The 22,560-nt window shown below is 36.6% G+C and carries 17 protein-coding genes and 1 riboswitch; of the genes, 10 read left to right on the top strand and 7 right to left on the bottom strand.

Features of this window, described 5'->3' with window-relative positions; genetic code table 11:
* Positions 1 to 5: 5 nt before the first annotated feature.
* The 5 genes from IPP32_17345 to IPP32_17325 form a co-directional block, all read right to left on the bottom strand.
* Positions 6 to 1,061, bottom strand: a complete 1,056-nt coding sequence (locus tag IPP32_17345) for a VWA domain-containing protein (protein MBL0049850.1) — start codon at positions 1,059 to 1,061, stop codon at positions 6 to 8.
* Between the two features lie 17 nt (positions 1,062 to 1,078).
* On the bottom strand, positions 1,079 to 2,077 hold the full coding sequence (locus IPP32_17340) for a VWA domain-containing protein (protein MBL0049849.1): 999 nt from the start codon (positions 2,075 to 2,077) through the stop codon (positions 1,079 to 1,081).
* Positions 2,074 to 3,045, bottom strand: a complete 972-nt coding sequence (locus tag IPP32_17335; GenBank protein ID MBL0049848.1) for a hypothetical protein — start codon at positions 3,043 to 3,045, stop codon at positions 2,074 to 2,076. The genes IPP32_17340 and IPP32_17335 overlap by 4 nt, the downstream gene beginning before the upstream one ends.
* A gap of 10 nt (positions 3,046 to 3,055) precedes the next feature.
* Positions 3,056 to 3,928: a DUF58 domain-containing protein gene (locus tag IPP32_17330; protein MBL0049847.1), complete on the bottom strand. Its 873-nt coding sequence runs from the start codon at positions 3,926 to 3,928 to the stop codon at positions 3,056 to 3,058.
* Between the two features lie 99 nt (positions 3,929 to 4,027).
* Complete coding sequence (locus IPP32_17325; GenBank protein MBL0049846.1) at positions 4,028 to 5,026, bottom strand: AAA family ATPase; 999 nt, start codon at positions 5,024 to 5,026, stop codon at positions 4,028 to 4,030.
* Positions 5,027 to 5,200: 174 nt separating this feature from the next.
* On the opposite strand from IPP32_17325, the gene truA reads away from it, so the two are divergent.
* The 5 genes from truA to IPP32_17300 all read left to right on the top strand — a co-directional run bounded on the left by truA (position 5,201) and on the right by IPP32_17300 (position 11,218).
* Positions 5,201 to 5,953, top strand: a complete 753-nt coding sequence (gene truA, locus IPP32_17320) for a tRNA pseudouridine(38-40) synthase TruA (GenBank protein ID MBL0049845.1) — start codon at positions 5,201 to 5,203, stop codon at positions 5,951 to 5,953.
* A gap of 225 nt (positions 5,954 to 6,178) precedes the next feature.
* Positions 6,179 to 7,534, top strand: a complete 1,356-nt coding sequence (locus IPP32_17315; protein MBL0049844.1) for a T9SS type A sorting domain-containing protein — start codon at positions 6,179 to 6,181, stop codon at positions 7,532 to 7,534.
* A 116-nt stretch (positions 7,535 to 7,650) separates the two neighbouring features.
* A complete protein-coding gene (locus tag IPP32_17310; GenBank protein MBL0049843.1) occupies positions 7,651 to 8,094 on the top strand; it encodes a hypothetical protein in 444 nt (147 codons plus the stop codon).
* A 138-nt stretch (positions 8,095 to 8,232) separates the two neighbouring features.
* The gene (locus IPP32_17305; protein MBL0049842.1) at positions 8,233 to 9,585 is read left to right on the top strand and encodes an insulinase family protein; all 1,353 of its coding nucleotides are present in this window, start codon (positions 8,233 to 8,235) and stop codon (positions 9,583 to 9,585) included.
* Positions 9,586 to 9,646: 61 nt separating this feature from the next.
* On the top strand, positions 9,647 to 11,218 hold the full coding sequence (locus IPP32_17300) for an insulinase family protein (protein MBL0049841.1): 1,572 nt from the start codon (positions 9,647 to 9,649) through the stop codon (positions 11,216 to 11,218).
* 105 nt (positions 11,219 to 11,323) lie between these two features.
* Here IPP32_17300 and IPP32_17295 read toward each other — a convergent pair whose 3' ends face one another.
* Positions 11,324 to 12,841, bottom strand: a complete 1,518-nt coding sequence (locus IPP32_17295) for a carboxylate-amine ligase (GenBank protein MBL0049840.1) — start codon at positions 12,839 to 12,841, stop codon at positions 11,324 to 11,326.
* 257 nt (positions 12,842 to 13,098) lie between these two features.
* Between IPP32_17295 and cphA the strand changes: the two genes are divergently transcribed.
* The 5 genes from cphA to IPP32_17270 all read left to right on the top strand — a co-directional run bounded on the left by cphA (position 13,099) and on the right by IPP32_17270 (position 19,834).
* On the top strand, positions 13,099 to 15,747 hold the full coding sequence (cphA, locus tag IPP32_17290) for a cyanophycin synthetase (GenBank protein ID MBL0049839.1): 2,649 nt from the start codon (positions 13,099 to 13,101) through the stop codon (positions 15,745 to 15,747).
* Between the two features lie 94 nt (positions 15,748 to 15,841).
* Complete coding sequence (locus tag IPP32_17285) at positions 15,842 to 18,061, top strand: tetratricopeptide repeat protein (GenBank protein ID MBL0049838.1); 2,220 nt, start codon at positions 15,842 to 15,844, stop codon at positions 18,059 to 18,061.
* A 501-nt stretch (positions 18,062 to 18,562) separates the two neighbouring features.
* Positions 18,563 to 18,727, top strand: a complete 165-nt coding sequence (locus IPP32_17280) for a hypothetical protein (GenBank protein MBL0049837.1) — start codon at positions 18,563 to 18,565, stop codon at positions 18,725 to 18,727.
* Between the two features lie 94 nt (positions 18,728 to 18,821).
* Entirely contained in the window at positions 18,822 to 19,625 is an 804-nt protein-coding gene (locus IPP32_17275; GenBank protein MBL0049836.1) for a DUF3108 domain-containing protein, read from the top strand.
* Positions 19,622 to 19,834, top strand: coding sequence for an RNA-binding S4 domain-containing protein (locus IPP32_17270; GenBank protein MBL0049835.1), 213 nt, complete (start codon positions 19,622 to 19,624; stop codon positions 19,832 to 19,834). The genes IPP32_17275 and IPP32_17270 overlap by 4 nt, the downstream gene beginning before the upstream one ends.
* Positions 19,835 to 19,846: 12 nt before the next feature.
* Here IPP32_17270 and IPP32_17265 read toward each other — a convergent pair whose 3' ends face one another.
* Positions 19,847 to 22,276 (bottom strand): TonB-dependent receptor, encoded by a 2,430-nt coding sequence (locus IPP32_17265; protein ID MBL0049834.1) that lies wholly within the window; start codon positions 22,274 to 22,276, stop codon positions 19,847 to 19,849.
* A gap of 124 nt (positions 22,277 to 22,400) precedes the next feature.
* Positions 22,401 to 22,499: riboswitch (TPP riboswitch) on the bottom strand.
* Positions 22,500 to 22,560: the final 61 nt, after the last annotated feature.

Genomic DNA, 22,560 nt, shown 5'->3' with positions numbered 1-22,560 from the left:
TTCTTTTAATTAATGGAATTAGTGTTTTTGTTTTTGCCAAATAAATCCAGTTTTAACCACCATTTGCTTACTGTTTCTGAGATTAAAAGTTCTATCATAAAAAACAATATAGCTAGGAAGAGAAAAATTTGAAAATGGTCATCGTAATCGGTATATACTTTACTGCCAAATTCCTTTTTCTGCATTTTATTTATTTGGTCAAATATGATACTTAATCCGGCTTGTGAGTTGGTGGCTCGCACATATATTCCATGTCCCATGGAAGCAATTTGTTGCAAATTATTTTCATCGAGGCGTGTAATTACTGTGGTTCCGCTATTGTCTTTTCGAAATCCTGTTTGGTGTCCGTTTTGGTAGAGTGGGATAGGCGCTCCATTAGGTGATCCCATTCCAATGGTATGCACTGCAATTCCTTTTTCGGCTGCGGCTTCAGCAGCTTTTATGGCATCATCTTCGTGATTTTCGCCATCGGTAATTACAATAATTGCTTTACTGTTCCCGCTTTTCGGGTCAAATGAATTTACAGCCAATTCAATTGCATTACCAATTGCAGTTCCTTGTGTTGGAATCATATCGGTACTGATATTATCTAAAAATAATTTTGCAGCTGCGTAATCGGTGGTAACGGGCAATTGCACGTAAGCTTGTCCGGCAAATATTACCACACCAATACGGTCATCACGTAAATTTTCAATAAGTCTTGAAATAGCCAACTTTGCATTTTCAAGTCGGTTAGGGCTTAAATCTTCAGCACGCATACTGTTGCTGATGTCAAGTGCAATAATCAAATCCACCCCTTCGCGTTTTATTTCTTCGAGTTTTGAACCATTTTGAGGATTCGCCAAACCTATTATGAGAAAGAAAAATGCCAGACATAAAAAGGTAACTTTTAATGCCGGTTTAAATTTGGATAAATCCGGAACCAGCGCATTTACCAAATTCGCATCTGCAAATGAAGCAATAGTTCGTTTGCGCCAACGTCGAATCAGGAGGGCTGTCAAAATAATTATTGGGATAAGTAACAGCCCATATAAATAATGTATGTTTTCGAAGCGAAACACGATTGCGATTAATTTAATTAAGTTAAACTTTTGAAAACTGTATTCTTTAAAAGGAATTCAAGCAACAATAAAACGGCAGCAGCCAAAGCCAATGGAAAAAACAATTCTGATTTTTTAGTGTAATTTTTTTCTTCAATAATGGTTTTTTCCAATTTATCTATTTCGGCATAAATTTGCTTTAGTTTTTCATTGTTAGTAGCTCTAAAATATTTGCCGCCGGTGAGGTTCGCTATTTTTTTCAACACCGGTTCATCTATATCCACCTTCACATAATCATAAGCATATTGCCCGTTAGGGTAAAGTGCAACAGGTGAATAGGCCATACCTTTAGTTCCCACCCCAATGGTGTATATGCGTATCCCAAAAGGTTGTGCCAGCTCCCCGGCTAATTCGGGCGAAATGGAGCCTGAGTTATTTACGCCATCCGTTAAAAGAATAATCACTTTGCTTTTGGCTTTACTATTTTGTATGCGGTTAACTGCCGTGGCAAGTCCCATTCCAATGGCGGTCCCATCTTGTATCATCCCTGTTTTAACCCCACTAAATAAATTTTTGAGCACAGAGTGGTCGGTGGTAAGTGGGCATTGTGTAAAACTTTCACCGCTAAAAATTACTAGTCCAATTCTATCATCCGGGCGGCTATCAATAAACTCCATGGCAATATCCTTAGAAGCTTCTAAGCGATTGGGTTTAAAATCCTGCGCAAGCATACTGGCAGAAATATCTAAAGCCAATACAATATCAATTCCTTCTGTCTTTAAATCCTGCCAACTTTTTTTGGATTGAGGTCTACACATGGCAACAATTAATAAAGCAAGCCCTAACATTCGTAAAGCAAATAAACTATGTCGCAAATACACTTTTAACGGAGTTTTAATTCCTTCAAAGCCTGTAAAGGAAGAAATGTGTAAAGCAGCTTTCTTATAGTTATGTCTAAAAATATACCACACCACAAAAGCGGGTATGAGCAGCAATACATAAAACAGCTCAGGATTTGCGAAACTTACCCCTTTCATACTTTTTCCTCCTTCCCTTCTAAATCAGCAAAATTGTTAGCAGTAAGATTCACAAAACGAATGGCATCTTCCATGCTCTTTTCATTCTCGGATGGCAAGGGTTGTTCTTTTGCAAACTTTACCATATCCGAAAGCATCAACAATTGTTTCAAATTAAACCTCAATTCTTCCGTCAGGTTCACCCCTCGAAAGCTACGCATTGTTTCATCGGTAGTTTGTTCCAATGCATTGATGTGAAATCGATTTTCAATATAACTGCGCACGATGTCGGATAAACGCACTTGATACATTTTATATTTCCCTTCCTGCCAAAGTTTTTCGTCTTGTAATTGTTGTAATTGCTGCAATGCAATAATGTGTGCAGGGGTATCCGGTTTTTTCTCGATAACGATTTCGGGTTTTACTTTTCGCTTTTTCAAGTAAAAAATTATCAATAGCGCAACTAATATTGCAATGCCTCCACCAATGAGGTAAGGAATAATTTCGCGAATGTTCCATGGTGCATCTTTAGGACCTTTTATATCCCTAATCGCTTTTGTGGTATCCACCGAAACGGTTTGAATTTGAATTAATAAAGGCTCTGTATCTACTGGATTAGCTGTATCTTCATCTACTATAAAACTAAACGGTGCAATTGCGAAATAGCCCGAATCAAAGGAGGTAATCAATAATTTTTTGGAATAAAGGGCTCGTTGTTTATCCCTTGAGTAGGACGTGTCAATTTTTGATTGAGAAACAATTTCGAGGTGGGCATTGATAGTATCGGAGAGTTCCGGAAATTTAACTTTACTGCCAACTGGTGTTTCAATGGCTAATTGCAAAAAAGTTTGGTCGCCTATTTTTATTTTAACAGAATCTAATTTGGCTGTAGCCAGATTTTTTTGCGCTAGCACAGCCGTAATACTAAAGAGTACCACACAAGCGCTAACGAATAGTTTTATAAAAATCTTCTTACTTAAAATTTGCATACGTTCAAAACTATTTACCTCTTTTCTTAAATAAGTTCATCAGGGGTTTTATGTATTGTTCCTGAGTGTTAATATGTGCCACATCTACACCACTTCTATTAAAAGTGTGATTCAGTTTTTCTTCCCGTTTTTTGCCTTGAACAAAATAATTTTTTCGCACAGCGGCACTATTGGTATCCATCCATCTAACTGCACCGGATTCAGCGTCTAAGAACTTCACCAATCCCATTTGTGGCAATTCATTTTCGTGTTTGTCGTAAATGCGAAGTGCAATGGTATCGTGCTTTTTATTGGCAATTTTAAGCGCATCCGAAAACTCTTTATCATCCATAAAATCTGAAATTACAAAGGCGGTGCATCGTTTTTTTATCACATTGGTAAAAAACTTTAACGCTAAGGAGATGTTTGTTTTTTTATTTTGAGGAGTAAACTCAAGCAGTTCGCGAATGATTAATAGAATGTGGCTTTTTCCTTTTTTTGGTGGAATGTATTTTTCGATTTTATCACTAAAAAAAATCACACCAATTTTATCATTGTTTTGAATGGCCGAAAAGGCAAGCACAGCACACAATTCGGTAATGAGTTCTTTTTTTAATTGCTTTTGGGTTCCAAAGTTTTCAGAAGCACTCAAGTCTACAAGTAACATCACCGTCATTTCGCGTTCTTCTTCAAACACCTTAATATAAGGATGGTTAAAGCGTGCAGTTACATTCCAGTCGATGGTACGTATATCGTCGCCAGGCATGTATTCGCGCACTTCGCTAAAAGCCATACCACGACCTTTAAAGGCACTGTGGTATTCACCTGAGAAAATCTGGTTGGATAAGCCCCGCGATTTAATCTCAATTTTTCTGACTTTTTTTAACAGCTCTGATGTGTCCATGTTACGAATTAACGAATGACTAATTTTACGAAACGCTATTACATGATTTCAATAATCCTATATTCAGATTATATGTTAAAGGCATTGAATGTTCAACGATTAAGGGACTTCTACAGTATTTAATATTTCGTTGATGATGTGTTCGCTGGTGATGTTTTCAGCTTCTGCTTCATAGGTTAATCCAATTCTATGACGCAATACATCAGTACATACGGCACGCACATCTTCGGGAATTACATACCCACGGCGTTTAATAAATGCAAAGGCTTTAGATGCCAAAGCTAAGTTGATACTGGCGCGAGGTGAAGCTCCGTAAGAAATTAGCGGTGCAAATTTTTCGAGCTTGAAATCTTTTGGAAAGCGGGTTGCAAAAACAATATCAACAATGTATTGCTCAATTTTTTCATCCATATACACTTCTTTCACTATACCTCTGGCGCGGATGATGTCTTCAGTTTTTAGGATGCAATTTGCACTTGGAAAAACATTGGCAATATTTTGACGCACAATTTTTTTCTCATCCTCTTTACTCGGATAGCCAATTACGATCTTTAGCATGAAGCGATCCACCTGTGCTTCAGGCAGGGGATATGTTCCTTCCTGTTCAATTGGATTTTGTGTTGCTAAAACTAAGAAGGGCTCAGGAAGTTTAAAAGTTTGATCACCAATAGTAACCTGACGTTCCTGCATGGCTTCAAGCAAGGCACTTTGAACCTTTGCCGGAGCACGGTTAATCTCATCGGCTAAAATAAAGTTAGAAAATACAGGACCTCTTCGAACAGTAAACTCTTCCTTTTTTTGATTGTAGATCATGGTACCGATTAAATCGGCAGGTAATAAATCGGGAGTAAATTGAATACGGCTAAATCCGGCTTCAATGGTAGATGCCAAGGATTTAATAGCCAGTGTTTTTGCCAATCCCGGTACCCCTTCCAAGAGGATGTGGCCGTTCGAAAGTAATCCAATCAGCAAACGCTCCACCATGTATTTTTGTCCCACAATAACTTTGTCCATTTCCAAAGAAATCATGTCCACAAAGGCACTTTCACGTTGTATGCGCTCGTTTAGCTCCTTAATATCAATACTTGTAGTTTCCATATTTTGTTGAAATAATTTTAGTGTTGCAAATGTATCGTACTCCTTGTTTTGGAAGAAATGCCAGCCTGTTAATATTTGTTAATCCCTTACAGCGTCAAAGTGTTCAACTATTTTGAGTGCAATCATTTTTATCCGATAAATTGCCTTATTTTTGTTTGAAAGAAGAATGAAAATATGCCAAGGTATTTTATAAAATTAGCGTATAAAGGAACTCACTTTCATGGCTGGCAGAAGCAGGAAAATGCACATAGTATTCAGGAAGAATTGGATGCAGGTTTAAGTATTTTGTTGGCTGCTCCAATCGAAACAGTCGGTTGTGGACGCACGGATACAGGCGTGCATGCGCGCGAATTTTATGCGCACTTCGACTCTGAAAATGAATTGAGTGACGAGAAGTTTTTACTGTACAAACTCAATAAAATCATATCTAAAGATATTGCTGCTTATTCCTTGTATAAAGTGAATGAAGGAGCTAATGCGAGATTTGATGCGCTTTCAAGAACCTATCAGTATTTTATTTCAAGAGGAAAGAATCCATTTGAAATGGATACTTCTTATTACTTGTATGGGGTGTTAGATATTGGTAAAATGAACAGTGCGGCTAAATTACTATTCAACTACGAAGACTTTACTTCCTTTAGCAAATCCAATACGCAAGTGCTAACCAACAATTGTAAAATATATAAAGCGGAGTGGTATCAAAAGGGAGATCAATTGATTTTTGAAATTAAAGCCAACCGCTTTTTACGCAACATGGTTAGAGCCATAGTAGGCACACTCATCCAAGTTGGAAGAGGAGAAATTACTGAACAGGATTTTGCTCAAATAATTGAATCAAAGAATCGTTCGTTGGCAGGTTTTTCAGTACCAGCAGAAGGTTTGTTTTTAACCCAGGTGGAGTATCCTGATGGGATATTTGAGGTGTAGATTTAGGATTTATATATGCATAGGTTGAGGGTTTAATGGAATTCTGAGTTATTAGTCTGAATGGAAATGACAATAGAAAACGATATTATTATTCTCTCATTTAAGTTATAATTATTCGGGTAGTAAACAAAAAGTTAATCTTTTTGAATCCAATTTTATTTAAGGAATAATAGTTTATTTTTGATTTAAAAACAATAATTTTAAATAAAAGCTAAAACTTATAAAATGAAAAGAATCTACCTAATTTTATTTTTTCTACCCTCCCTTGCAAATGCTCAATGGTCGGCAATGGGAACTGGTGCAAATGGACTTTTTGCTTTTGATTACATATTTCATCTTTTATCTGATAATACTGGAAATGTTTATGCTACACCTGATATTTCCAACGCAAGTGGGCATTCTTATGTCGCTAAATGGACTGGGACTAACTGGGTAGAATTAGGTACAGGTGCGAATTCCATTGATTGCTATCAGGGATATGAACCTATCCTTGCCACCGACCCGACTGGAAATATTTATGCAGCAGGATCTTGTAAGGATAATGTTACAGGTAAATATTATGTGCAAAAATGGAATGGTGTAAGCTGGAGTAAATTAGGGAGCGGTGCAAACGGTTTAAACGCCAATGGAGAAATCGAAGCATTAGCAACAGATTTGGCAGGTAATGTTTATGTATCTGGATGGTTCAAAAATGCATCCGGTAAAAATTATGTTGCTAAATGGAATGGAACCTCATGGAGTGAATTAGGTACAGGTGCCAATAGCTTGAATGCCAATGATCATATAATGACACTTGCAATTGATAATATTGGGAATGTTTATGCTGGGGGTAGATTTACTCAACCAGGAGGTGATGCTTATGTTGCAAAATGGAACGGAACAACTTGGTCTGCTGTGGGTGCAACGACGTATCATGGTTTGGAAATTTCCCTTCTTGCAACCGATATAAATAATAATGTTTATGCATCAGGTGTTCCATCCACTGGGCAGGGATATGATATTGTTATGTTCAATGGAACTGCATGGACAGTTCTAGGAGGCACAACAGCTAATCTCAACCCATGTTGCCCCGTCTATGATATTAAGTCTGATAATTGGGGAAATATTTATGCGGGTGGTTATTTTAAGTTCCCATCCACAAATAAGTATTGTGTGGCACAATGGAATGGAGTTCAATGGAATGACTTAGGAAATAGCACAAACCAGAATTTTAATGGAGCTATTTTTGCTCTTGCTGTAGACAACCAGACGAATGTTTATGCGGCTGGGGGGTTTAAAAATTCATCAAATAAGGCTTACGTAGCCAAATTCACAGCACCTGTTGGAATTCATGAAAATAGGGAATCCAATTTTGAATTATTTCCAATTCCTGCTGAAGATCGAATTTATTTAAGAACCAAAATCAACTTTACTGGAACAATAATTCTTAGAGATGCTCTGGGAAACAAAATAACCGAAGTAGTAGAAGAAAACCTCACTTCTCGTATTTTTGAGCTAAAGGAACTTTCTCCAGGTTTTTATTATATTCAACTAACATCAAACAAGCACGAAACCATTACTTTAAAATTGATTAAAAGCTAATTGTACTTTGTATTTTGAAATTGCAAAATAAAATGAAACTAAACTATTTCAATGCAAGTTGAAGTATGAATGAAATTGAAAATTACATTCTATTTATTGTATGCTAAAGTTTTGCTATGATGCTTAGAATTATAATGCTAACAGGTGGAATTTTACTTCTCACCATAACCACTTTATTCGCACAGATTGACACTATTTGCATTAAGAAAAATATTTTTGGAACTTTTTATTTTCAAGAAAATCATTTGTTAACAGGAAGGGATTTTCATGAGATTATTAAATTTAATTATGAGGCGGAACAAGAGTATAAGGCCTTTAAATTAAATAATGTGTTTGCTACAATTTCTGCCATTTCAAGTGGTTTATGTTTGGGTTGGGCAGTTGGCGTTGCTCAAGGAGGAGGAAAACTTAATGTTGGACTACTTTCGCTTGGTATAGGTCTTTACGGGGTTACCATACCCTTAAGCATTAATCAAAAAAAGCACAAAAGGAATGCTGCGAAAATTTATAACGAAAGCTTGAGGCAAAGACGACAAAACAGCGAAAATTTAAATAAGTGAATGGTTATGTGTAGCATTAATTTTATGCTTATACTCAAATACTACTTTTAATAATAACTAATTAGCTTTTCAATTTGAAGCCAATTCCTTAATGTTGTAATTCAAATATTTCAAAACCTATATCAATATACGTATTTCATGAAAAAAATAATTTTTAGTATTTCATTTCTTGTTATTGCTCTTGTTGCAAGTAGCCAAAATGACCTCGGTGGTAAAAAAATTCTTCCCAACCAGATCTTTCAAAAAAGGATGGATAACGGATTAAACGTAGTAACTGTTCCATTTGAAAGCCCCGGTATCGCCTCCTTTTTTATTTTAGTACGAGTTGGATCACGGGAGGAAGTAGAACCCGGTAAGAGTGGTTTTGCACACTTCTTCGAACACATGATGTTTCGCGGAACAAAAAAGTACTCCAAAGAAAAATACAGTGAAATTTTAAAATCCATTGGTGCATCTGCAAATGCAAACACTTCTATTGACCGCACCTTGTATCACATGACCGGCAATGCTGCCATGCTCGATAAAATGTTTGAATTGGAAGCCGACCGTATGATGAATTTAAAATATTCAGAACAGGATTTTAAAACAGAAGCCGGTGCTGTAAAAGGCGAGTACACTAAAAATTATTCAAATGCCTTGCAAAAATTGTATGAAGCAACCATGGATACTGCATTTGAAAAGCATACCTACAAGCATACCACCATGGGATTTTTTAAAGATATTGTGGATATGCCGAATCAATACGACTACTCCATCGAATTTTTTAATCGATTTTACAAGCCCGAAAACACAACTATTATTGTAGTTGGAGATGTTACTCCCGAAGCGGTTAATGAAATGTCTGCAGCCTATTTTGGAGAATGGCAAAAGGGTACCTACACACCTCAAATTATTCAAGAACCGACTCAAACGCGCACTAAATATGTGCATTTGCAAGTTCCAAAGTTTCCACCGCACCTTACATTGAGTTTTAAAGCAAACCCTTTTAACGATTCCGATATTGAAGTAGCCGCGCTTGATTTACTGAGTGATGTGTTATGCTCTGAGCGTGCTGAATTGAATAAAAAATTGGTAATTCAAGAACAAAAATTACGCGATTTAGGTGCTTATTACAACCTGGCACGCGATAAAAATTTAATACAGTTTGATGCTACTGCAGTTAAACAGGAAGATTTGCAATATGCGAAAGATGAAATTATGAAGGCCATCGAAAATTTAAAGTCTAAACCTGTTGATAATGCTTATTTAAATGAAATTAAATCCCGCACTAAATATAGTTTTGCAATGCGCATGGATAGTCCTGATGCAACAGCAAATGCATTGGCGCATTTTACCTGGCTATCAGGGGATCCTGAATCAATTAATCGCTATTATGCCTTGATTGATAAAGTAACGCCTCAAGACATTTCCAATGTAGCTAAAAAGTATTTGGTGAATACAGGGTTAACTGTTTCAACTATTTCTGAAACTGCTGAAAATACTATTAAGTAATTGCAAGTTTGCATGCACTATTTAATTTAAACAAGACTAAACGAAATCTAAAATACATAACATGAAAAAATTAGTTAACATTTATACACACACTTTTCTGCTGCTGACTGGCCTTTTTTTCTTCTCAGCATGGAATTCTAAAGCACAAGAGGTGGTGGAATTAAAATTACCCAAATCGGATAAAATAGTTGTAAAACTGATGTTTCGCAATGGCTCCATGAGCGATCCTCAAGGCAAGGAAGGCCTAACCTATTTAACTGCTAATTTAATTACAGACGGTGGGACAGCGGATAAAACGAGTACAGAAATTAAGGATTTTATTTACCCCATGGCAGCAAACTATTATGTAACGGTGGATAAAGAAGTTAGCATTTTTACATTTGAATTTCACCGTGATTTTACAGCGCAATTTTATACTATTATCAAAGGTTTGATGCTGCAGCCACGATTTGGCGAAGCAGATTTTAAACGCGTAAAATCGAATCAACAAAACTATGTGGATCAAGTAATAAAATCTTCTTCAGATGAAGAATACAGCAAAAAAGCTTTAGAGGATTTTTTATTTAGAGGTACAAATTATCAGCACCTTATAGAAGGAACTTCTGAAGCTATAAAAGCAATTACGTTAGAAGATGTGAAGATGCATTATAAAAAATGTTTCACCGCTAAGAATCTTACTATTGGCATTGCAGGGAATTATACAGCCGAATTTTTAATGAACTTAAGAGCTGATTTAAATGGCTTAGCACAAGAAGCTCCTCAGCTAAGTGCTGTGGGTATTGCAAGAAGTGCTGAAGGCGTGAAAGTGGAAATTGTCTCAAAGGATGAAGCCCTAGGCTCCGCCATATTTATGGGATTTCCTTTAGCTGTTACACGCAAAGATGATGAATTTGCCGCTTTGATGATTGCAAATTCCTGGTTGGGTGAACACCGTAAATCATATTCCCGCCTGTATCAAAAAATCCGGCAAGACCGCTCTATGAATTATGGCGATTACAGTTACATTGAATGGTACAATAACGGTGGCGCTAACATGTTGCCTCAACCCGGATTCCCGCGATCTTCCAATTATTTTTCGATTTGGCTTCGACCTGTTCAAACGGCTAAAGGTTTGTTAGGACAGTACAAGGAGTTGGATGGAATTAAAATTGGTCATGCTCATTTTGCTATACGCATGGCGCTACGTGAAATGGATAATTTAATTACAAATGGAATGAATAAGGAAGACTTTGAACTTACAAAAACATTCTTGCGCTCATATATTAAATTATACATTACCACACCAAACAAACAACTTGGATTCCTTATGGATAGCCGCTTTTATGGTAGAAAAGATTACATCGTTGAACTGGATAAATTACTTGAAAAAGCAACATTAGAAGATGTGAATGCTGCTATAAAAAAGAATTTTCAGGTGAAAAATATGTACATAACTATTGTAACAGATAAATCAGAATCTGAAAATTTGGCAAAAAGGTTACGTGAAAATTTAGAATCGCCTATGAGCTATTCTAACTCATTAAAGGCTGTGTTAACACCCGAAATTAAAGCAGAGGATGAAGTTGTTGCAAAGTATCGGGTAAACATGAGCAGAGTGGATGTTGTAAACTCAAAAGATTTATTTGTGAAATAGTTTAAATCGGATTATAAATTGGGTCGTTAGCAATTTTGTTAACGACCTTTTTTTATCTCTTTTAGTTTCCCGAATGGTCAAAGAAATAATTTAGAATCGCATAATTTAATTTGCATAATCCACTGCTGCATCTAATATCAAAAGGGTTTTATTAAAATAGGCTTCTGCATCTTCTTTGGTTTTGGCAATACACACCATTCCTAATTTTCCATATTGCGATAGGGCTCCCATCATGTGAAACATCACACCTTCTTGTCGCGCACCATCGTATTGTAAATTGTTGCATATGGCAATATCAATTAAATCATGCGGAGATAAGCCTTTGTATTTTTCATTCACTACATTATCGGATGCAAAGTAGCAGCGCGATTGTCCGTTGGGCATCAGGTATTCGCCTTTTTCCCAATTAAATTCTCCCTCCGTAAGGAATTGAAGCATAAGAAAAGGATGAGTGGTTCCACCTTTTCGCAAATTAATTTCAATGGCATAATGTTTCCAACCATCGGCTTGTTTCACCGAAAGAAAATCAATTGCAAATCGGCCCATCACACCTTCTCTGCGTAATTCTTCGGCAATTAATTTTCCTGCGTAGCCTATTTCACGAGTATATTCTAAGTTAGCCGGGAAAGTGGCTCCAATAAATACTTGTCCACTTTCGCCACCCAGCAATTGATCGTGTGTAGAAATTACATCGGTCATACCTAATGGATTGATGCGGCATTGCACAGAAGGAGATTCTTTTATTTCCCCATCAATAAACTCTTCCACAATTCCTTGAAGGCTGCAAAATTTGTTAAGAAAATCGGAATAGGTCACTTTTGCTGCAACTATACTTAGTTGAGCAGGCAGGCATTTCAAAATTTCTTCAGCAAGCTTCGGTTGGGAAGCATCTAAATGCTCATAGCGAAAGAGTGCATTTCCTTCGCCCGAAAATCCATCATTTATTTTTACAACTGCTTTTTTTAATGTCGGATTATCTTGCTTCAGTTTTGCCAATGCAAGTGCAATTTCTTGTTCGTTTTTTAATTCTTCAAATCCCGGTGCTACCGGAATTCCAAGCTTTTTGAAAATTCTACGACTGCCTGTTTTTGTACCTAAATACAGCAAATTGGGATCACAACCATAGATAGGAATGTTTAAAATGAGTGAAAGTTGTTTTTCAAATTCAGTAACGTTAAAGCAAGAGAGGTGCGTTAAATCAGAATATTTAATGCTTTCACGTATGCGCTGAATTAGTCGCGGGCGCTTCAATATTTTTTCAATCAAGGAAATGTGAGAGGCATCGTAGCAACTTAATAGCGTAAGCCTTTTGCGCGCATGTTGCCCGGTTATTCCCGGTAATAAATGCAGGTAGTAATCCACAATACTAGGATCAACCGGTACACTGGTTATATAAATAACATGTGTGCGGGGCATCCGCAAAAGCATTAACATACACAACAAACGCTCCTCATAATGCACAGAGCCTTTTAGGGTATTTAGCATTTCATGGTCGAGCGTTAAGCTGGGTACAATAACAACAGTGCGCTCTGCGAGTTTATTCAAAAAGATATCGGTGTAACTATGCGCCAAGCGCTGCTGCATTACTTTAAATTCTATATCTGAGGGAGTCATAATACTTATTTTATGAGTTAAAAGTATCCGTGAAGGATAAAAATAGTAAATCATTTGTAAATTCAGTGCTAATTAAATGGATATTGATTTACTTTTAAAAGGATGGGTATGCGGCGCATTCAATAATGTGTAATATACTTTTATCTTTCAATCTTTTTTATAAGTTTGTAGTGTAGCAAAGTGCAAAGTTATTTCATAACCCGGTTATTGCTTTGCAGCGATGTGTATTGCTAAAAATTAATCGACACACCTAAATCAATTAAAGTATGAGAATTATTGAAATCAATGCCATGCGAGGTCCAAACTACTGGAGTATTTGGAGACACAAACTAATTGTGATGAAATTGGATTTGGAAGATTTGGAAGAAAAGCCAACTAATGTTATTCCTGGTTTTGGTGAGCGTTTAGAAAAAATGTTTCCCACTATGTTTTCGCATCGTTGTTCAGAAACTTTTGAAGGTGGTTTTTTCTTTCGGGTAAAAGAAGGAACCTGGATGGGACATGTAATTGAGCACATCGCTTTAGAAATTCAAACCCTTGCCGGGATGGATACAGGATTTGGCCGCACGCGCACAACAGGTGAAAAAGGAAAATATCATGTTGTGTTTTCTTACATGGAAGAAAAGGTGGGGATATACGCGGCAAAAGCAGCTGTGCGCATTGCTCAAGCATTGGTAAATGGTGAGGTGTATGAGTTGGAAGAAGATTTGCAAAACATGCGTGAAATTCGAGAGGACGAGCGATTGGGCCCCAGCACAGGTTCAATTGTGGACGAAGCAGTGAGCAGAGGCATTCCTTACATTCGACTCAATAAACATTCGCTTGTAATGTTGGGACATGGAGTAAATCAAACCCGCATCCAGGCAACTGTAAGCAGCACCACCAGTAATATTGCTGTTGAAATTGCGTGTGATAAAGAAGAAACAAAAAATTTATTAGATGCTGCTTCCATTCCAATTCCGCGTGGAAGAATTATTTACGATGAGGATGATTTAGAGGGTGCTGTTAAAAGTATTGGCTATCCCATTGTATTGAAACCTGTAAATGGCAATCATGGGCGTGGTATCACAACCAATGTGCGCAGTTGGGATGATGCTATGGTGGCGATGGTGGCAGCAAAAAAAATATCAAGAGCGGTTATTTGCGAAAAATTTGTAACCGGTTTTGATTACCGCTTGTTGGTTATTAATTACAAATTAGTTGCAGCAGCAAAGCGCACACCTGCTTCGGTTACCGGGGATGGAAAAAATACCATTCAGCAATTAATTAATATTGTTAACAGCGATCCACGCCGAGGATATGGACATGAAAAAGTATTGACCGCCATAAAAGTGGATGATATGACGATGCAGATTTTAAATGAAAAAAATCTGACACTTGATTCTGTTGTTCCTAAAGATGAAGTGCTTTATTTAAAAACTACAGCAAATTTAAGTACCGGAGGAACTGCTACCGATGTAACGGACTTGGTACATCCATATAATGTATTTATGGCCGAGCGCATTGCACGTATTATTGGTTTAGATATTTGTGGTATAGATATAATGGCGCCTGACTTAACTACTCCATTAAATGAAAATGGTGGTGCAGTGCTGGAAGTAAATGCAGGCCCGGGATTTAGAATGCACATTGCGCCTACCGAAGGTTTGGGAAGAAATGTGGCGGAACCAGTTGTAGATATGCTGTATCCTCCCGGAAAATCTTCACGAATTCCAATTATCGCGGTAAGTGGGACAAATGGGAAAACTACAACCACCCGTTTAATTGCGCACATGGTAAAGACAATGGGTTATAAAGTTGGTTTCACCACAACCGATGGAATTTATATTCAAAACCGAATGTTGGAACGCGGTGATTGTACCGGACCAAAAAGTGCTGAGTTTGTATTAAGAGATCCTACTGTTGATTTTGCAGTTTTGGAATGTGCGAGAGGCGGTATACTGCGAGCCGGATTAGGTTTTCATAATTGCGATATTGGTATTGTTACCAATGTGGCTGAAGATCATTTAGGTTTAAAAGACATCAATAGCATTGAAGATATGGCACGTGTAAAAGCAGTTGTGCCCGAAAGCGTATTGCCCAATGGCTATGCCATTTTAAATGCGGATGACGATTTGGTTTTTAATATGTCGAAAGGCCTTGAATGCAAAATTTGTTTGTTTAGTTTGGATGCACAAAACCCCAGAATATTAAAGCATTGTGATGAAGGTGGTTTAGCTGCTGTGGTGGAAGATGGCTATGTAACCATTTGCAAAGGCACATGGAAAATTAGAGTAGATAAAGTGGTGAATATTCCTTTGACTTTTTCTGGAAAGGCAATATTTATGATTCAAAATATTTTGCCGGCAGTGCTTGCCGGATTTGTGCGCAACTTCAAAATTGAGGACATGCGATTGGCGCTTGAAACGTTTATTCCTTCGCCAACACAAACACCAGGTCGTATGAATTTATTCCAGTTTAAAAATTTCCAAGTGATGGTGGATTATGCGCATAACTCTGCAGGCTTTGCAGCCATTGGTAAATTCCTCGAAAAAATAAGTGCTAAACCTAAAGTTGGAATTATTGCCGGCGTTGGAGATAGAAGAGATTCCGACATTATCAGCTTAGGGAAACTTGCAGCTGCCATGTTTGATGAAATAATTATTCGTCAGGATAAAAATTTGCGTGGCCGCACCGATCAAGAAATTATTGAACTGATGTTGCAAGGAGTTCATGCTGTGGATAAGGATAAAAAGGTGAAAGTAATTCCTACTGAATCGGAGGCTATAGCATTTGCAATTAAAAATGCCAAAAAAGGTGCATTTATAACCATTTGCAGTGATGTGGTGCCGGATGCCTTAGATGCGATTATGAAATTTAAAGAAGAGGAGGATCATTTTGAAATTTCGAAATCCGATATTCCCAATTTGAATTGAAGTAAATAATATTTACTGATTCTGCTCATCCGGAAGTTTAATAGGCTACATTATTTTTGTAGCCTATTTTTTTTGTACTTTGTGGTGCACTCAAATGAAAAGAACGCTCTTAAATCTGGTATTTTTTTTAGTGATCGGATGTTATACGCTGAACGCTCAGAATCAACATTCCATTGATAGTTTGCAAAAACTACTGAGCAAACAAAAGGATACTGTTCGTATAAACACGCTTATCGAAATTTCAAAAGCATACCGATTTTTTGATTCACCTAAAGGGCTTTTATATGCCTCTCAAGCCTTGCGTGAATCCAAGAAAATAAATTATTTGAATGGCATCATTTCCGGCTTAAACGGTCTTGGAGTGTATTACTTTACGTCTAACAGAACAGCAAAGGCGATTCAAGTTTATTCCGAATGTTTAGCGCTTGCCAAAGCAGGAGGCAGGAAAGATAAAATTGCAGATGCAAACAATAATATTTCGCTGGCGTATCAATTTTCAGATAATTATAAGAAGTCAAATGAATTTGGATTGCTCGCCATTTCTCAATACGCTGAATTGCAAAATGAGGAATACAAAGCGGGTGCATTACAAAGCGTAGGTGATAATTATTATTATTTGGGACAATATAACATTGCCTTAAAATACCAATTCGAAGCCTTAGGCATTAGAGAAAAGCTTACAAACAAATCTGACATTGCATTGTCTTATCGTTCTATTGCAACAGTTTATACCGATATGGGTAAATTAAAAGAAGCATTAGAATTTATTGATAAGGCTATACATATATATAAGGACTTGAATTATTGGGATATGATTGCTGATCCTTTAGTGGCGAAAGGAAATATTTTTTCGGATTGGCAAATGTATGACAGTGCATTGGTATGCTACACTAAAGCACTTGCTGTGTTTCAAAAGCTAGATAATATTCAAGGTATTTCTATTGTCTACAACAATCTTGGAAATATGCACAATAACCAAGGGAAAACCGAGCGAGCTATTTTTTATTTTAAAAAGGCTATTCAATTAAAACGTGAGTTGGAGGATGATAGAGGAATTGCCATTGCTTCCTTAAATATTGCCGCTTGTTATACCAACTCAAATAAAGCTAAAGAAGCATTACCCTTTTTGGATGAAGCTTTGTTGTTGGGAAAAAAAATTGATTCAAAGGATATACAACAAGATGTAATTCAAACCTTGGCAGTTGCGCATGCAGCATTGGGAAATTATAAGGATGCTTATTCTTACGAAGAACAGTATGCAGCATTAAAGGACACTTTGTATACCAAGGAAACAAGCAAACAGTTTGCTGAAATGGAAACGCGTTACAACTCCGAAAAAAAGGAAACGGAGAATAAGCTTTTAAAAAAGGAATCGGATTTGCAACAGGTAAAATTAAATCGAAATAAACTTTGGTTTTCGGGGCTTGCCATTATTTTGGTGTTATTGACTGTGCTTTCGTTTTTAGTTCTTCGAAACAGTCGAGCCCGCAGAAAAGCAAACGAAGCGCTTCAAATTAAAAACGATGAGATTTCGGAGCAGAAGAAAACAATTGTGGACAGTATAAATTATTCGAAGCGTATCCAAACAAGTATTCTACCCGGTAATGATTTTATTCGACAATTTTTGCCGGAGAGTTTTGTTTTATTTAAACCCAAGGATATTGTAAGTGGAGATTTTTATTGGGTTGAAAAATCGAAACAAAATCCGGATTTGATTTTTTTCGCAGCAGTAGATTGTACCGGCCATGGGGTTCCCGGAGCATTGTTATCGATGTTGGGATTTAATATTTTGAATCAGGCGGTGAATGAGCACAGCTTATCAAATCCATCCGAAATATTGAATTTATTAAGAGAAGAGTTAATCAACACGCTCGGAAAAAACTCCGGCGGGGAAGTTATTAAAGATGGCATGGATATTTCACTTTGTGTTATAAATCGAAATAGCTTAGAGTTAAATTATTCAGGAGCATTTAATCCACTCTATTTAATTCGTGAAGGAGAACTAATAGAAACCAAAGCCAATAAAATTTCAATTGGAGCAGGTATGGCTTTGGATAAAAATAATTTTACGACACATTCTTTCAAGTTAAAGCAAGGCGATTGCATTTATATTTTTACCGATGGTTATGCCGATCAATTTGGTGGAGCCTCCGGAAAAAAATTCAAATACGCATCTTTGAAAAAAATGCTATTATCCTTTCACCACCTGCCTTGCAGCGAGCAACTAAAACAAGCTGAATCCGAATTTGAAAATTGGAAGGGCGATTTAGAACAAGTGGATGATGTGCTTTTGATGGGTGTAAAAATTTCCTAAACTACCTGCCTCCCAAATTACTTTCGGTGCAATGCTTTTTAAAAATGCAAGTTGAGTTGCGAAATGAAATAAGTGTATTAAAATTTAATTTCCTTCTGAAACCTACTGAAAATAGCTATTTCAACCATTTTACTTCTTCATTTAAATTTACTTTGCATCCAGTTGAACAAAAAAAAATTGAGCGTAAGGTTATTTTTTGTTGGAAGTGAAAAAATAGTTTCATTTTTTTTTAGAGTTGGAATTTGTGATTTTGATAAAATTTATTTTTATGGTTTGAAAAATATAAATTCATGAAAGGTTAGTAAAATCAATAGATGTAGAAGGTGTTTATTTTTTAGGTTAAATTCTAAATGCAGGAAAGGAATAATTAATAGAATGCTAATTCACAGTAACTAACATTTTTATGTTGATAATTAGTGCTCTAAAAATATTTTATTTAGAAAACATTTATTTCCTTTGTATCGACTATTAATTAATAGATTAACTAAAAAACAAAAAACAATGGCAACAAAAAAAGCACCAGCAAAAAAAGCAGCAGCTAAGAAAGCAGCTCCAGCTAAAAAAGCAGCTCCAGCTAAAAAAGCAGCAGCTAAGAAAGCAGCTCCAGCTAAAAAAGCAGTAGCTAAAAAAGCTCCAGCTAAAAAAGCAGCAGCTAAAAAGAAGTAATTAGTACTTCCTGAAAAGAAAATCTCTCTGACTCCATCAGAGAGATTTTTTTTTGTACTAACTTCGAAATAAAATAATTCCGGTGCTTAAAAAATTGTTCCCCTTAATTGTTTGTTTGCTGCCTCTGTTAGGCTTTTCGCAGCGCAGCGATTGCTCCTTTGTGAACGATGTTTTTAAAGCAGATGAAAAAATCAGCTACGAAATTTATTATAACTGGGGAGTAATTTGGGTAGGAGCAGGGGAGGCAAATTTTACTACTCAACTCATCTATCAAAATAAAAAACCATATTATAAATTTGAAGGTATAGGATATACCTATCCAAAATACGATTGGTTTTATAAAGTGAGAGATCGTTTTGAAACAATGGCCGACACAAGCAATTTAAAACCTTTGCGCTTTATTAGAGATACGAAAGAAGGTGGAACACTAAATTACAGCGACAACATTTTTAATTTTAATAGAGGGAAGGCATATAGTTTTACACGCTTAAAAAATAAGACCACTAAAGCCGATTCGGTTGCTATTACAGCTTGTAGTTTTGATGTGCTCAGTATGATTTATTATGCACGGAACATTGATTTTGATAGCTACAAACCCAAGAGCAAAATTCCTATTTCACTTTATTTAGATAATGCGGTGTATCCGCTGTATATCGAATATTTGGGAAAGGAAAAATTAAAAACTGAACTGGGCGAATTCAATTGCATTAAGTTTCATCCCATGCTTGTGGAGGGAACAATATTTAAAGCAGGCGATGATATGACGGTGTGGGTTACCGATGATAAAAATAAAATTCCTGTTTATGTGGAAACACCTATAATTGTTGGTACCATAAAAGCAAAATTAAAATCCTATTCGGGATTACGAAATCCCATGACCTCAAAAATTACAAAATGAAAAATCAAAAATTTAAAATTACCGGTGAGTATATTGAATTAATAAAATTATTAAAAGCTGCTGGTTTATGCGCCATGGGAAGTGATGCCAAATATTTGGTGAGCAATGGAAATGTGAAAGTGAATGGTACAGTTGATTTGCGGCTGCGCGCCAAATTGCGACCCGGCGATAAAATCGAAGTTCAAGATACAATAGTAGAGGTGGAATAATTTAAAGTATTTCTAAAACTTCAAACTCACTCCACCCATAAAATTGAATCCGGCTTGGGGAAAGTAGAAATTCTCAACAAGCAATTTTCCACCGGATATATAATTATAAGTATAGCCGTTGGATTCGTAAGCTTCATTAAAAATATTATTTAACGCCAGCGTAAATAGTATTTCTTTCATCGCTTTCGGATGCACTGCGTAATTGAATCGAAGGTCATTCACAAAATAGGTATCCAAACTGCGGCTGGAGTTGGAAGTATTATCCAAAAATTGTGTCCCAACATATTTACTCACAAAACTTATCGTTCCGTTTTTAATAATTGTATAAGTCAAATTACTTCCTGCAACCCAAGTTGGTGAAAAGGCAATATCCGTATTACTGAATTCATTCACCACCTGAAAACTGCTATCGTAATTATCTACAAACTCATAAAAGGTTTTCACCTTATTCATACTCCAGGTAGCGTTTGCTGCCCATTCTAAATTCTTGATAATTTTTATGGTATTCATCCATTCAATTCCCAAGCGGTAACTGCTGTTCACATTGGTTCGGTTGTATGCACCCACATCATTTATTTCACCATTCAAAACCAGTTGATTGGTATACTTCATGTAAAATGTATTAAAGGTATAGGTATATCTTTTATTCTTTTGGACGTAACCAAATTCCAAATTTTCAAGTTTTTCAGGAGAGGGTTGACTGATGGATGAAGACTGCACAAAATCGTCGCGTGAGGGCTCCTTATGGGCAATGGCATAACTCAAATACATGCTTTTGTTGGACGAAAGAAAGTAAGTAACACCAAACTTAGGATTGGTAAAATTCATTATAGCGTGTTGCTTTTCCTGCGCCAGATTTTGGTTGTACCCTTCAAAAGTATAATCAACATTTCGCACTTGTAAATCAGCATATAGATATAGGTATTTCCCCAACTGATAATTTGCTTTTACAAAAACATTAAAATCTTTTTTCAATCCATTGTCGTTATAATACCTTTTATTAAAAGTATTGTTGCTATTAAATTGAGCCCAAATAACTTTACCATAATGGTCGCCATCATAAATATTATAAGCGCCGCCCAAGGTGGCCGAAAAGTTTTTGTTTTTAGAGTAATTGACTGAATAAGTCATCCCATAAAAATCATTTTCGAGCCACTTTTGTCGCACCAGGTTGGTGGCAGTAATAGTATCAGAACCAATCACAGCATTGGCTAAATTATAGTCCGAAAATGCTTGACCTTCTTTATATTCTTCGTAATAACCTTTTCCTTTAGTGTAGTGCAGCGCCGCATTTACATTCCAATAATTTTTGATGCGTCGACTAAAATGGAGCTGATAATTATTTTGAAGATAATTATCCGTTTGGTTTTGATAGGTGAATGAATTGTATGTTCGATTTGAAGAGTGAATAAGATTTTGTGCTTGCTCCGGCGAGAGGTAATTTCGTTCGATATAGTCTAAAAGTTCAGTTGCATTTCCATTGAGTTTCGCTTCTGGAACACCATTCCAGCATTGGTAGGTTTTTTCGCTTCCGCTGAAGGTGATAAATTTTAAGGTTGAATTTTTTCCGTAATAGCCACCGGATAAGTAATACGAGTTCAGTTCAGATTTTCCTCTATCTATAAAACCATCGCTACTCACTTTAGAAAGCCTACCATCAAAACTGAATTTATCTTTAAGTAAGCCTGAGCCAATGTTTAGGGTGTTTTTAAAAGTATTGAAAGACCCGGCAGAAGAGGCAACAGCTGCATAGGCTTCAGTTGCCAGTTTAGTTGTCTCGATGTTAATGCTCCCTCCAAAGGCGCCGGCTCCATTGGTAGATGTACCCACGCCTCTTTGAATTTGAATGTTATCCACAGAAGAAAGCAAATCCGGCACATCTACAAAATAGCTTATTTGAGATTCTGCATCATTTAACGGAATACCATTAATGGTGGTATTAATCCGAGTTCCATCTGTTCCTCTTATCCGAATTCCCGTATAACCCACGCCGGCTCCTGCATCCGAAGTAGTAACTACAGATGGTTGCAAGTTTAATAAATAAGGTAAGTCCTGCCCAAGATTTTGTTTGGCTATTTCTTCTTTTGTCACTTGCGAGAATGTAGTCGGCGTTTTAGAATTCGCTCGAGTGGCTTCAACCAGCACTTCTTCCTGCAAGATACTTTTGGGAACCAGCATAAAATCTACATTGGTATCATTTTGCAAAACAAGCGTTTGGCGCAGTGTTTCATAGCCGATAAAAGAAATATGAATTTCATATTTTCCTTCCTTCAATTTTTTTAATTCGTATTTGCCTTTGTCATTACTTAAGGTAACAAGGTAGGTGTTGGCAAGTTGAACCGAAGCTCCGGTCAGGAATTCACCACTTGAATTATCTTTTATAACACCTGTTAATCGCACCAGCGAAAAAGCAGCGGTGGGGCTGACAAAAGAGAAAATCATAAAAAAGTAAATACCAAAACACAACTGTTTTTGATTATTAAAAGTGTTCATTGTGTAATTTGTTGCAAACTTTTTTCAAAGCTCTTGTTAAACTTCAGGTGAGTAAGGGTGCTCCGCCTGTTTGTAAATTTAACCTTCAGTTCCCTGCGTCAGCATTACCTGCATCAGGTTCAATGGGTGTAATCTCAGCCCTGCATATTGCAAAGCACCCCTATAAGAATGGCACGAAGGTAGAAATTTATTTTGGTTTAGCTATCCTTTCTTTGCTTGGCGCAGAAATCATT

This window comes from Bacteroidota bacterium (genome assembly GCA_016721765.1).
Taxonomy (GTDB): Bacteria; Bacteroidota; Bacteroidia; order UBA4408; family UBA4408; genus UBA4408.
The sequence above is the reverse complement of the archived record's forward strand: the minus strand, read 5'-3'. Positions and strand labels throughout refer to the sequence as shown.